Genomic DNA, 12,776 nt, shown 5'->3' with positions numbered 1-12,776 from the left:
GATTGCCTGTGAACATCAAGAGCATCACGCTGCTGGGCCTGGTGGGGGCGTTGGCGGCCGCCCCGGGTTTTGCCCAGGACCAACGCTTTCCCAGCCAGCCGATCCAGATCGTCGTGGGCTTCACGCCCGGTGGCTCCGCCGACACCACGGCCCGCATCGTAGGCGATGGCATCAGCCGCGAACTGGGGCAGCCCGTGGTCATCGTGAACAAGCCGGGGGCCGGCACCAATATCGCCGCCCAGTTCGTCGCGAAGGCGCCCGCCGACGGCTATACCTTGCTCTTCGGTGGCACCTCGCTGGTCTACAGCCCAGGCCTGCTGTACCCCTCGATGAAGGCGAACCTCGCCAAGGATTTCACGCCGGTCGGCGGTGTGGTCAAGGTGCCGCTCCTCCTCATCGTCAAGCAGGATTCGCCGGTGCGCGACGTCAAACAACTGATGGCAGCCGCCAGGAGCAAGCCCGGGCAGGTCAACTACGGCTCGACCGGCGCCGGCGTCAGTCCGCAGATCGCCACCGAGATGCTGAACGCCAGGGCGGGGGTGGTGATGACGCATATCCCCTACAAGGGTACGGCGCCGATGCTGACGGCGATGCTGGCGGGAGACATCGACGTGGCCTTCGACGTCGCGTCGTCATCGGGCCCGATGATCCAGGCCGGCAAGCTGCGGGGCCTGGCCGTGTCCGGTGCCGCGCGCCTGAGGATGTTCCCGGACATTCCCACGATCGCCGAATCCGGCTACCCGGGCTTCGATGTCGCCACCTGGTATGGACTGGTGGCGCCGCAGGGGACGCCTGCGGCAGTCGCGCAGAAGATCAATGCAGCGCTGCAGAAGGTGCTCGCCAATCCGGAGATCGGGAAAACGCTTGCCGACAATGGCAACGAGGTCATGCCCGGCACGCCGGCCGCCTTCCAGTCGTTCCTGAACAGCGAGTACAGGAAGTGGAACGATACCGTCAAGGCATTGAATATCAAGCTGGATTGAGTTGACGGAGTTGACGGAGTTGACGGAATTGATGGACTCAATGGAATCGATGGAGTCGACTGACTTGAACGAGCCGGCCAAGAACATGTTTCCCACACATCAGAGAATCGAGCAGCTGGCGCAAGACCTTGTCGAGATCACCGCCATCCGTCACCAGATCCACAGCCATCCGGAGCTGGCATTCGAAGAGGTGGCCACAGCGGATCTGGTGGCGCGCAAGCTCGGCGAATGGGGATTCGAGGTTGCCACGGGCGTGGGCACGACGGGCGTCGTCGGCACGCTCCGCGTCGGCTCGGGTGCCAGGCGGATCGGCATCCGTGCCGACATGGACGCGCTGGCGATGGAGGAAAGGACGGGGTTGCCCTATGCCAGCACGCAGGCCGGCAAGATGCATGCGTGCGGCCATGACGGCCACACCTCGATGCTGCTCGGTGCCGCCAAGTACCTGGGCCGGACCCGCAACTTCTCCGGCACGCTGCACCTGTATTTCCAGCCTGCCGAAGAACGCGGCCACGACAGCGGCGCCGAACGCATGATCGCGGACGGGCTGTTCGAGCGCTTTCCCTGCGATGCCGTGTTCGGCCTGCACAATCACCCGGGCGCCGAGGTGGGTACGTTCATGATGCGCAAGGGCGCGTTCCAGCCCGCGACGGACAAGGTACGCATCCGCGTGATCGGTCGAGGCGGGCACGTGGCGCGCCCGCACCTCACCGTGGATCCCGCGGTGGTCTCGGCGAGCATCGTGATGGCGCTGCAGACCATCGTGTCGCGCAACGTCGATCCCACGCAGACCGCGGTGCTGTCGGTGTGCTCGCTGCAGTCGGGCGGCGCCTACGGCGTGATTCCGAACGAAGCCAGCATCGAACTGAGCGTGCGTTGCTTCGACGCGGAGGTGCGCGCGCGGCTGCGGCAGCGTATCGAGGCCACCGTGCATGGGCAGGCGCAGAGCTATGGCGCCCAGGCGGAGATCGAATACCAGCCGGGATATCCCGTGCTGGTGAACACCGCCGAGGAGGTCGACTTCGCGGTGGCGGTCGCGCGCGAGCTGGTGGGGCCGGAGCGGGTGGACCCGGACTTCGGGCTGGTCACTCCGGGAGAGGATTTCGCCTTCATGCTGCAGCGGCGGCCCGGCTGCTACCTGCGCCTGGGCAATGGCCTGTTCCATGCCCGCAGCCACCCGGTCCATCATCCGCAATACGACTTCAATGACGACAACCTGCCCATCGGGGCCGCGTTCTGGAGCCTGCTGGCGGAGCGCTACCTGACAGACTGAGAGGCGGTCCGGCAGACCTTGCGCAACCTGTTGCCGCGAGCATCCGCGGGGAGGCGATCCGAAACAAGAAAGCCGGCGCGGTCCAGGACCGTGCCGGCTTTCCTTTTTTCACGCCCGGTCGCACCCGGGCGCAGGCGAGGCTCAGCCGCGCTTGAGCTGCGACAGGTCGCGCACCGCGCCGCGATCGGCCGAGGTGGCCAGCGCCGCGTAGGCCTGCAGCGCGGCCGAGACCACGCGCTCGCGGTGCTCCGGCTGCCAGGCGCGCGCGCCGCGCGCTTGCATGGCGGCGCGGCGGCTGGCCAGCTCCGCCTCGGAGACGTCGAGGTGGATCCGGCGCTTGGGGATGTCGATGTGGATGGTGTCGCCATCGTTGACCAGCGCCACCGTGCCGCCTTCCGCCGCTTCCGGCGAGGCATGGCCGATCACCAGCCCCGAGGAGCCGCCCGAGAAGCGCCCGTCGGTGAACAGCGCGCAGGTCTTGCCCAGGCCCTTGGACTTCAGGTACGAGGTCGGGTACAGCATCTCCTGCATGCCGGGGCCGCCCTTGGGGCCTTCGTAGCGGATGATGACCACGTCGCCGGCCTGCACCTGGTCGCCCAGGATGCCGGCCACGGCGTCGTCCTGGCTCTCGAACACGCGCGCGCGGCCGCTGAACACCCACTGCGACTCATCCACGCCCGCGGTCTTGACGATGCAGCCCTTCTCGGCCAGGTTGCCGTACAGCACGGCCAGGCCGCCATCCTTGGAATACGCGTGCTCCTTGCTGCGGATGCAGCCGCGCTCGCGGTCGAGGTCCAGCGTGTCGAAGGTGGCTTCCTGGCTGAAGGCGACCTGGGTCGGGATGCCGCCCGGCGCGGCGCGGTAGAACTTGTGCGCGGCATCCTCGCCGCTGCCCGCCACGTCCCAGCGCGCGATCGCGGCGCCCAGCGTGCCGCTGTGCACGTTGCCGCAGCTGGGGTCGATCAGGTCGGCGCGCAGCAGCTCGCCGAGGATGCCGAGGATGCCGCCGGCGCGGTGCACGTCCTCGATGTGGTACTTGTCGGTGGCCGGCGCGGCCTTGCACAGGCAGGGCACCTTGCGCGAGATGCGGTCGATGTCGGACATGGTGAAGTCCACGCCCGCCTCCTGCGCCGCGGCCAGCAGGTGCAGCACGGTGTTGGTGGAGCCGCCCATGGCCACGTCCAGCGCCATGGCGTTCTCGAAGGCGCGCTTGGTGGCGATCTGGCGCGGCAGCACCGAGGCGTCTTCTTCCTGGTAGTAGCGGCGGCACAGGTCGACGATCAGGCGGCCGGCCTGCTCGAACAGGCCCTGGCGCCAGGCGTGCGTGGCCACGATGGTGCCGTTGCCCGGCAGCGCCAGGCCGATCGCCTCGGTCAGGCAGTTCATCGAGTTGGCGGTGAACATGCCGGAGCAGGAGCCGCAGGTGGGGCAGGCGCTGCGCTCGACTTCCTCGGCCTCGGCATCGCTGACCTTGGGATCGGCGGCCTTGATCATGGCGTCGATCAGGTCGATCTTGGCGATCACCTGGCCATCGGTGGGCGACTTGATCTTGCCGGCCTCCATCGGGCCGCCGGAGACGAACACGACGGGGATGTTCAGGCGCATGGCGGCCATCAGCATGCCCGGGGTGATCTTGTCGCAGTTGGAGATGCAGACCATGGCATCGGCGCAGTGCGCGTTGACCATGTACTCGACCGAATCGGCGATCAGTTCGCGCGAGGGCAGCGAATAGAGCATGCCGCCGTGGCCCATGGCGATGCCGTCGTCGACCGCGATGGTGTTGAATTCCTTGGCCACGCCGCCGGCGGCTTCGATCTCGCGCGCCACCAGGGCGCCGAGGTCGCGCAGGTGCACGTGTCCCGGCACGAACTGGGTGAAGGAGTTGACCACGGCGATGATGGGCTTGCCGAAGTCGCCGTCCTTCATGCCGGTGGCGCGCCACAGGGCGCGCGCCCCGGCCATGTTGCGGCCATGGGTGGAAGTTCGCGATCGATAGTCAGGCATCCGTGTCCTCGGGGATTATGTTGTACTAGTCGAGGCTCGGTGTGCGGCTTGAGCCTCCTGGCGCGCCGTAACGGGGCGCACGGTCTGGGGGAAATGTGCAGTTGGTGCAGATGGTGCGGGAGATGCGCTAAGACGTCCAATATATTTTTCTGGCGTAATTAAGTCGAAAAATATATCAAGCGCGGCAGGGCAAGGGGCGAGGTGAAGGGCGCGCCCTCGTCGCGCCGGGGCAGCATCACGCCGAGCGATGGCCGGGACGCCGCGGGCTGCACAGCGCTTGCCGCATCCCGCCGGCCGGCTGCTCGGCAGCGGGCTTATTGGCCATCGCGGGCCAGGCATTCCCGCCGTCCCGCAAATGCCGGCAGGCGCCAGCCGAAGTAGAGAGACGCCAGCCGCAGCACCACGCATGCAAGCGTCGCCAGCCACGGCGCCCACCAGGCGGTCCAGCCCGCGTAGGTGAAACCGACCTGGACTGCCGCGCCGAGCAGCGCAGCGGACGCGTAGATCTCGCGCTCGAGTATGGCCGGCACGCGCGAGAGCAGCACGTCGCGCATCACGCCGCCGCCGACCGCGCTCACGATGCCCAGCAGGATCGCGAGCTCCGCGCTATGGCCATAAGCGAGCGACTTCTGCGCCCCCGCCACCGCGAACAGGCCGAGCCCGATGGCATCGAAGAGCAGCACAGGCTGGCGCAGGCGGCGGACTTGCGGATACGCGAGGAGGGTGACCCCGCACGCCGCCAGGGAGGTGGCCAGATAGGGCCAGTTCGAGAGCCCGGCGGGCGGGACGGCGCCGATGCAGACGTCGCGCACGATGCCGCCCCCGCAGGCCACCATGAAGGCGATCGAAGCGATGCCGAACAGGTCGAGCCGTTTCTGCCGGGCGGCGACGGCACCGCTGATGGCGAACGCGAAGGTGCCGACCAGGTCGAGGAAGGTGTAGGCCGCGTGGGAATTCACCATGGCCGTCCTCATTGGACAAGCCAGGCCCCGGCTGCGCACAGCATGGCTTCCAGGCCGGTACGCAACGTGGGGTGGAGGGTGGGCGCGAACTGGGGCGAGTGGTTGCTGGGCAGCCTGTTGAGTGTCTTTTCCGCTTGCGCCCTGGCATAGGTTGCGGCATCCGTGCCACCGACGAACCAGAAGGCGTACGGCACGTTCCATGCGCGGCCGAACACGCTGAAGTCCTCGCTCGCCGCGGCCGGCTGCGTCTCGTAGGCCCGCTCGCCGAACCAAGCCTCGAACGCTGCACGCAGGCGTTGCGTGGTGGCGTCATCGTTGACCGTCAGCGGGTAGCTGCTGAGCGTGGTGAACTCCGGCTCGCGCGGTGCATTCGATGCCATGCACTCGGCGCAGCAGATGCGGCGGATCGCGCCCAGCATGTATTCGCGCACGTCCTCGTCGAAGGTGCGCATATTGAGCTTGAGGGTGGCGTCGTCGGGAATGATGTTCTCTTTGGTGCCGGCCTGCAGCGCGCCGACCGTCAGCACCGCGCTCTCCCGCGGCGAGATCTCGCGCGACACGATGGTCTGCAGGCGCAAGGTGGTCGACGCGGCCATGATGACGGGGTCGATCGACGTCTGCGGTTGCGAGCCGTGCGAGCCGCGCCCGAACAGCCGCACCTTGAGGCTGTCGCCCGCCGAGAGGATGGTGCCGGAGCGATAGCCTACCGTGCCCGCGGGGCCGACCATCACGTGCTGGCCCAGGATGACATCGGGCTTGGGGAAGCGGGACATCATGCCATCGTCGATCATGCTGCGCGCGCCGCGCCCCACCTCCTCGCCGGGCTGGAAGACGGCCAGCAGCGTACCGCGCCACGCAGCGCGATGCTCGGCCATCAGGCGCGCCACGCCCATCAGCCAGGTGACGTGCAGGTCGTGCCCGCACGAATGCGCCACGCTCACCTCGACGCCGTCTTCATCCGTCATCTTGACCGTGCTGGCGTAGGGCAGTCCGGTGGCTTCCGCCATCGGCAGGGCATCCATGTCGGCGCGCAGCATCACCGTGGGGCCGTCGCCATTGCGCAGCACGGCAACCACACCGGTGACGCCGACGTTGCGCGTGACCTCGTAGCCGAGCCCGGCGACATAGTCCGCCGCGATCGATGCCGTGCGGACCTCCTGCATGGACAATTCCGGATGCCGATGCAGATCCTGGTAGATCGCTTCCAGTCCGGGCAGGAGCGCGTCGATCGCGCTTCCCATCGCTTCGATCCAGTTCGGCATGGGAGACTCCTCGTCGTTACCGTGCGCGCCGCAGGTGGGGCGGCAGGCGGCACACTCAGTCGGGGGCGCCGGCGGATCCGGCGCTCAACAGGTCGTGCGAAAGCTTGTCCAGCAGTCGCTCCAGGGTGCGGCGCTCGCTGGCGCTCAGTGCCTTGGCCAGTTCGACCTCCAGCGCCGATCCCAGCACCTCGGACTCCCTCGCCACTTCCAGGCCGCGCGCCGTCGCGCGCAGCATCACGCTGCGGCGATCCGATGGATGCGTGGTGCGGCGCATCAGGCCCCGCCCTTCCAGGTCGGCAAGGACCTTGGATAGCAAGGTCTTCTCGACCAGTGTACGCCGCGACACTTCCTTGGGTGTCGTGTCCGGTTCAGCGCACACCAGGCGCAGCACACGCAGCGCGCGCACATCGAGATCCCAGTGCTCGCGGTAGGCCACGTTGGCCCGCTCGATCAGCAAGGCACTGGTCAGGTCGAGCTTGAACGTCAGGAAGTCCGAGTACACCACCACTCCAAGGTCGCGGGCATGCCCCGCATGCCCTTGGGGCGATTATAGGCAGATAGTTGAAAAATTCAACTATGTGGGGAGAGGGGCAGGGATGTGGACTATCCCCGGCACGTGCCACGTGCCGGTCGATCAGGCCGGCTTGAACACCATCAGGAAATAGACCGCGATCATCGCCAGGAACGCTGGATATCCCAGCCATTCCCATCGCATGGAGAAGCGCCAGTAGCGGTCCGGCAATGCCGTCGATCCGGCGGCATGAGCGACGCGCGCCATCTTTGCCATTTCAAGCTGCAGCCAGACCACCGGCAGCCAGCAGGCCCCCGCGACGGCATAAAGCACCGCCGCGGCGACGAGCCATGAACTCGTCCATGGCCATCCTGCCTGATGTGCCAGCCAGGCACCGGAGATCGGCTGGAACAGTACCGCTGGCGTGGTGAACCACCAATCGGCGCGCACCACCAGCCGGGTCACCGCGGCAATGACAGGAACCGATCGCGTGCGGTGGGCGAAGTAGAGGTAGAACGCGGACCCGAAGCCGGTTCCGACCAGCAATACCGAAGAGAGGATATGGAGCGCCTTGATCGTGAGGTAGGTGTTCATCGCGAGTTGTCCTCGCTAAGCAGGATGAGCAGGATCGCCAGAATCGGGAGATTCTTGAGAATCGCGCCAAACGGGTCCCAGAGGGTTTCCGGCATCGTGACGGCGATGATCGACGTGTAGGCCGCGATCAGCGCCGCCTGTGATAGCCACAGGCGGCGCCCCGGCTTCACGATCGTCATGACGCCGAAAGCGAAGTCCAGGCACACCGCTGCATAGAATGCCGATACCGCGCTGGTGTCATGCAGATGCACGCGCGCGAGCAGTGCCATGGTGGCGTCGCGGGGAAAGCGCAGGCTGGCCGCCGAGGTCCAGAGCCAGACAAAGGCCAGCACGCCCCTCAGCAGCGCGGACTGCCACGTGCGAAGAGCCCGGTAGCGCAGCGCAAGCGCATCGGGGCCGATGAAGGCGCGAAGACTCTGCGCCGGGCGTCCGAGCAGGCTTGCCGTCGCGGCGCCATCGCCGGTGCTGCCGGCCTGCAGCATTCGCCAGGTATCGCGGGTCAGCATCGACCCGGGCACGCGGTCGAGCAGTGCCGCGCCGGTGCCGATCAAGCCGCCTGGAATCGACATCGGCAAGGCGGGGGAGAAGCCGAGCGATTGGCGGTAGATGGCCAGCATCTCGCGATACTCGACCTCTTCGCCGCCAACCACGTCGATGACGCCGCGGTCGCCGGCGTCCGCATCGAGCAAGCGTTCGATGACTTCAGCCAGTTCCTCCACGTGGACGGGGCGAAGGCGCTGATGGCCGCCTGCCGGCAAGGCGTGGATGGGCAGGCTCGCGAGCATCCGGAAGAAGGCGGCCGATGCGCCCAACGGTCCATAGACAAGTGCCGGCCTGACGATGGAATGGCTGACCGGCAGCGACTGCAGATGATGGTCGGCGGCGAGTTTGCTCTGGAAATAGGGCGTGAGGCCGCTTGGAACGCCAAGCGCGGAAACCTGGATCACGCGCTGGATACCTTGCCGCTGGCAAGCATCGAACAAGGCGATCGGTGCTCTGGTGTGGACGCTGTCGAAGGTCTGCCGACCCTTCTCGATCAGGATTCCCACCGCGTTGATCACGACGTCGATGCCTTGCAGCAGGGCATCCCATGCATCGGGGCCAAGGGCGCCGGCGTAGTCGATCGCGCGCTCATCTTCCGCCGTGGCATGCCGTACGCCCTTCACCACGCGATGGCCGCCGCGCTCGAGCCTGTTGCACAAGGCCGCGCCGATGAAACCGTGTGCGCCGCAGACGAGGATGTTCATGCTGCCTCCGCGGTCGATTGCGCGGTCGCTTGCGCGGACGCTGCCACGGGTTGCTTCGTGGACGCCTGCGGCTGGGGAAGGTAGCGCGCGATCATGCAGGCCACGGCAGCGACCGAAAGCAGTGAACCGAGCAGCGTGAAGAGGAACGTTTGCCGGACCACGAGTTCTTCGCAGACCGGATCGCCGGAGAGGCATTTGACGGGACTCGTCGCAGCCAGAAGAACCAGCGAGAGCGGCATGCATACCGTCAGCACCGCCGAAACGCGCACCCAGAACTCGGCGCGATCGCGCGTTCCGCACACATCCGTCAGCAGTCGCAATGTCACCGCGCGCAGATAGCAGGTGATGGCCAGCCCGATCGACACCGGGCCGGCAAGCTGGAATGCAAGCAACAGGATCGTTTCCATGGTTTCCTCCGTTTCTGAAATTTCTGTATGGACAGAAATAAAAGGTCAAAAAATACGGACCCTAGGTCCGTTACCGCGTGCCTCAGTTCGCCTTCCGCCTGACTGCGCGACTGATCTTTGCCCCTACGCCCAATGTCTTCATCAGGGTATCGGGCCGCAGCCGCAACATCTCATCCGACCAGGTGGTGAGGGTTTCGAGAAACTCCAGCGTGTCGCGCATGCGCTGTTCCACCTCCTTGCTTTCCTTTCCCAGACCGGGATCCATGAGGCTGTCCCGCAGCATGGTCAGCGTGGGATCGATTTCCCGCTGGCGCCTGCCTTCGACAATCAGCTTGAACAGTTCCCAGATATCCGTGGAGGTCTCGAAGTGGTCCCGCCGATCGCCCATCACGTGAACCACTTTCGCGAGGCGCCAGGCCTGGAGTTCCTTCAGGCTCGTGCTGACGTTCGAGCGCGCGACACCAAGTGTTTCAGCGATCTCATCGGCGGCGACCGGACGCCCGAGCAGATACAGCAAGGCGTGGATCTGGGCCACGGTGCGATTGACGCCCCATCTTGAGCCCATTTCGCCCCAGTGGAGGATGAACCGTTCAGCGAGAGGTGTAAGTTCCATGAGGGGCAATCTAGTTCCTTCAGTTATTTCTGTCAAGACTGAAATAACTGAAGCCGCGCGCAAGGGGAGCGAGAGCAGGGAAGGGCCTGGTGCCCCTCCCCGGGGGGCTGCGATCGCGGCGTCCTTCAGGGCAGCAGGTGCGTATCGCCCGCGGCCTGCGGCGGCAGCTTGATGGCCAGCGCCTTGAATTCGCCGGTGGTGGCCACCGAACCCGCGTGCGCGATGCTCTTCGGAATGATGATGAGGTCGCCGGGGCCGACCTCGCGCTGTTCATTGCCCAGCCAGAAGGTGCCCTTGCCCGAGATGATGTACTGGATCTCGTCGGCGCTGGTGTGATAGTGCTTGGGAACGTTGCCCGATTGCACCGCGATGGTTCCCGACGGCGTTGCCACCAGTCCTTTGGTACGCAGGGTGCCCATATTGGGCACCTGCGGCCCGATGTCTTCGTCGGTCATCGCCGCCACGTGGACGATCTGCGGCGCCAGCGTGGCCGGTGGGGTCTGGGCGTGGGCGGGTGGCAGCCCTGTGTGGGCGGCAAGGTAGCCGCATGCAAAAGCAACGGGGATAGCGGCAAGAGAAGCAAAACGATGCATATGTCCCTCCCTTCGGTTGGCCTGCGCATGGTGCGTCGTGCGGGCGCTTGAGCCCTGCGGTACCGCGGGATTCTCTCATCGCGATCCGTGCCCGGCAGTGGGGGAAACCCGCAAGCCGAAGACGGCTCGGCCTTGGCGGGTGGCCGGGCGCAGGGAAGGAGGGGGCGACGAATGGAACCGGCCGGAGAATGCGGGCACAGCCGAGGCCTGCCGGTCCGCCGACCCCGTAGCGCCGCGGGCGCTCGCCTGACTTGGGAAGCGGGCGCCGGTTTCCCGTTTGCAGGATGGCATCCTGCAAAGGAGCTTGCCATTTGGGCGGGGCAGTATACTTCCGGCATTCTCCACACACATAGAAGTTAGCCATGAGCGCATTGCCGTCCTGTCCGAAATGTCATTCCGAGTTCACCTATGAAGACGGTGGCCTCTATATCTGCCCGGAATGCGCGCATGAATGGTCGGCGCAGGCCTCGGCACCTGTGGAGGCAGAAGCCAGGGTCTATCGCGATGCCGCGGGCAACGTGCTGCAGGATGGGGATACGGTCACGGTCATCAAGGATCTCAAGCTGAAGGGTTCGGCCGGCGTGGTCAAGATGGGCACCAAGGTCAAGAACATCCGCCTGGTCGACAGTGACCACGACATCGACTGCAAGATCGACGGCTTTGGTGCCATGAGCCTGAAATCGGAATTCGTCAGGAAGGTGTGACGAGGTTCGCGGGCAAGCGTCCGCGGCGTCGATCGGTCGACATCGGCTTCGAAGTTCCCGACGCTTTCTATCGCGCCGTCCGGGCATGGAGCGGGCAGACCCCTGAGAGCGCCCGTCACGCCATGCGCCTGCATTGAGGAGAATCGCTCATGTCTTCGCCAGACCATCAGAGACGGGTCCTGCTCGCCGGTGCGACCGGCCTGGTCGGCGGCCAGATACTGCAGGCCCTGCTGGTCGACCCGGACGTTTCGGCGGTGCATGCGCTGAGCCGGCGGCCATTGAGTGTCAGCCATCCCAAGCTCGAGGTCCGCCTGGTGGATTTCAGCCGGCTGCCAGCGCTGCCCCAGGCCGACGAGGTGTACCTGGCGCTCGGCACGACCATCAGGGTGGCCGGCAGCCAGGCGGCGTTCCGCGCGGTGGACCTGGCGGCCAACCTCGCCGTGGCCGAGGCCGCGCTGGCGGCAGGCGCCCGGCGCGTGGGGCTGGTCAGCGCGGTCGGCGCCAGCGCGCGCTCCTCGGTGTTCTACAACCGCGTCAAGGGCGAGCTGGAGGATGCGCTCAAGGCGATGGATCTCACCGCACTGGTGATCGCCCAGCCGTCGCTGCTGCTGGACTACCGGGAGGGCTTGCAGCAACCGCCGCGGCTCGGTGAGACGATCGCGATCCCGATCGCGAAGCTGCTCGCGCCGCTGATTCCCGGCGCCTACCGGCCGGTGCAGGCACGGGCGGTGGCGCAGGCGCTGGTCAAGACCGTTCCCTCGGCGCAGGGCGTGGTCGTGCTGGCTTCGGATGTGATGGCCAGGAGCGGCGCTGAGGGCTGAGGGCCGGGCGGTCGCCGAGGCCGCCCGCTCGGCTGGTCGTTCGCTCGACGGATAGATTGATAGATCGATAGATCGATAGATCGATAGATCGATCGGCGCTTCGTCGCCCCGCACAAGGGCAGAGCCGACCCGGCAGCCATGGCCCCGGCCGCACGAACCCGTACGAACCGGACAACCTCGACCTGGTGGTGGCAAGGCGCCGCAGGCAGACGGTTCTGCCTGCGTTTCTACCCTACATGTCGCGGTGCGCAAAATGTCCGCGCCGTGCGTCGGCCATCAGGTCGACGAATTGCGCGAGGTTCATGTGCACCAGTTCCTGGTGGTCGCCCGCTTCGAAGTAGACATCGGGATGCGCCAGCAGACTGTCGTCCAACCAGGTCTGCGTGCCATACGCCATGCCGACCGGCGGGGCAGATCCGGGGTCGCAATCCTTGAAGACTTCGCGCACGCCGTCTTCGCGCGCGCGAGCGTAAGCCTGCGGCCGGTCTGCTCGCGCAGCTCTGACAGTTTCAGGTGGTGCGTGGAAGGGATGACGGCCGTGACATAGCCGCGGCTGTCTTCCAGCAGGACGGTCTTGGCCAGCCGGTCTCCGGGAACGCACACCGCTAACCACTATAGACCCTCCCTGAGCGGCAGGAGCCGGCCCCAACGCAATGGCGGCCATAGCTGGAATCAATGGAACAGGGGCGGCATCGCGTTCTAGGATGGTAGAGCGACTGTGACGTCCCAATCGGCAGAAATCCGAACACTGTTCCTTTGGACCCTTCCCTCACTGACGGCGTGACGGCGTGACGGCGACGAG

General features: G+C 66.4%; 13 protein-coding genes and 1 pseudogene. 4 read left to right on the top strand and 10 right to left on the bottom strand.

Annotation, left to right across the window (positions count from 1 at the left end):
- The first annotated feature begins 8 nt into the window (after positions 1-8).
- Positions 9-983, top strand: a complete 975-nt coding sequence (locus tag BKK80_RS12360) for a Bug family tripartite tricarboxylate transporter substrate binding protein (protein ID WP_236903669.1) — start codon at positions 9-11, stop codon at positions 981-983.
- Positions 984-1,068: 85 nt separating this feature from the next.
- The gene (locus tag BKK80_RS12355) at positions 1,069-2,256 is read left to right on the top strand and encodes a M20 aminoacylase family protein (RefSeq protein WP_071070818.1); all 1,188 of its coding nucleotides are present in this window, start codon (positions 1,069-1,071) and stop codon (positions 2,254-2,256) included.
- Positions 2,257-2,397: 141 nt separating this feature from the next.
- Here the strand turns inward: BKK80_RS12355 and ilvD are convergent, their stop codons facing one another.
- The 9 genes from ilvD to BKK80_RS12310 form a co-directional block, all read right to left on the bottom strand.
- Positions 2,398-4,260 carry a dihydroxy-acid dehydratase gene (gene ilvD / locus BKK80_RS12350; RefSeq protein WP_071036680.1) on the bottom strand — a complete coding sequence of 621 codons (1,863 nt, stop codon included), beginning with the start codon at positions 4,258-4,260 and terminating at the stop codon, positions 2,398-2,400.
- A gap of 314 nt (positions 4,261-4,574) precedes the next feature.
- Complete coding sequence (locus BKK80_RS12345) at positions 4,575-5,219, bottom strand: trimeric intracellular cation channel family protein (RefSeq protein ID WP_071070816.1); 645 nt, start codon at positions 5,217-5,219, stop codon at positions 4,575-4,577.
- A gap of 11 nt (positions 5,220-5,230) precedes the next feature.
- The gene (locus BKK80_RS12340) at positions 5,231-6,484 is read right to left on the bottom strand and encodes a M20 family metallopeptidase (protein WP_071013127.1); all 1,254 of its coding nucleotides are present in this window, start codon (positions 6,482-6,484) and stop codon (positions 5,231-5,233) included.
- A 55-nt stretch (positions 6,485-6,539) separates the two neighbouring features.
- The gene (locus tag BKK80_RS12335) at positions 6,540-6,986 is read right to left on the bottom strand and encodes a MarR family winged helix-turn-helix transcriptional regulator (RefSeq protein WP_071013125.1); all 447 of its coding nucleotides are present in this window, start codon (positions 6,984-6,986) and stop codon (positions 6,540-6,542) included.
- 132 nt (positions 6,987-7,118) lie between these two features.
- Positions 7,119-7,589, bottom strand: a complete 471-nt coding sequence (locus tag BKK80_RS12330) for a DUF2269 family protein (protein WP_071013122.1) — start codon at positions 7,587-7,589, stop codon at positions 7,119-7,121.
- Positions 7,586-8,836, bottom strand: coding sequence for an SDR family oxidoreductase (locus tag BKK80_RS12325; RefSeq protein ID WP_071069632.1), 1,251 nt, complete (start codon positions 8,834-8,836; stop codon positions 7,586-7,588). Before BKK80_RS12325 ends, BKK80_RS12330 begins: the two co-directional genes overlap by 4 nt.
- Positions 8,833-9,243, bottom strand: coding sequence for a hypothetical protein (locus tag BKK80_RS12320; RefSeq protein ID WP_071069629.1), 411 nt, complete (start codon positions 9,241-9,243; stop codon positions 8,833-8,835). The genes BKK80_RS12325 and BKK80_RS12320 overlap by 4 nt, the downstream gene beginning before the upstream one ends.
- An 82-nt stretch (positions 9,244-9,325) precedes the next feature.
- Positions 9,326-9,856 carry a GbsR/MarR family transcriptional regulator gene (locus BKK80_RS12315; protein WP_071013115.1) on the bottom strand — a complete coding sequence of 177 codons (531 nt, stop codon included), beginning with the start codon at positions 9,854-9,856 and terminating at the stop codon, positions 9,326-9,328.
- A gap of 125 nt (positions 9,857-9,981) precedes the next feature.
- Positions 9,982-10,449, bottom strand: a complete 468-nt coding sequence (locus BKK80_RS12310; RefSeq protein WP_071013113.1) for a cupin domain-containing protein — start codon at positions 10,447-10,449, stop codon at positions 9,982-9,984.
- Positions 10,450-10,811: 362 nt separating this feature from the next.
- Here BKK80_RS12310 and BKK80_RS12305 point away from each other — a divergent pair, with 362 nt between their 5' ends.
- Both BKK80_RS12305 and BKK80_RS12300 read left to right on the top strand, forming a co-directional pair.
- Positions 10,812-11,153 carry a zinc ribbon domain-containing protein YjdM gene (locus tag BKK80_RS12305; protein WP_071013110.1) on the top strand — a complete coding sequence of 114 codons (342 nt, stop codon included), beginning with the start codon at positions 10,812-10,814 and terminating at the stop codon, positions 11,151-11,153.
- A gap of 149 nt (positions 11,154-11,302) precedes the next feature.
- Positions 11,303-11,974, top strand: a complete 672-nt coding sequence (locus BKK80_RS12300; RefSeq protein ID WP_071013106.1) for an NAD(P)H-binding protein — start codon at positions 11,303-11,305, stop codon at positions 11,972-11,974.
- A gap of 232 nt (positions 11,975-12,206) precedes the next feature.
- On the opposite strand, the pseudogene BKK80_RS12295 reads toward BKK80_RS12300, so the two are convergent.
- Positions 12,207-12,580, bottom strand: a pseudogene (locus tag BKK80_RS12295) (aminoacyl-tRNA deacylase); the annotation flags it as partial.
- Positions 12,581-12,776: the final 196 nt, after the last annotated feature.

The sequence above is a fragment of the Cupriavidus malaysiensis genome, assembly GCF_001854325.1.
GTDB lineage: Bacteria > Pseudomonadota > Gammaproteobacteria > Burkholderiales > Burkholderiaceae > Cupriavidus > Cupriavidus malaysiensis.
The sequence above is the reverse complement of the archived record's forward strand: the minus strand, read 5'-3'. Positions and strand labels throughout refer to the sequence as shown.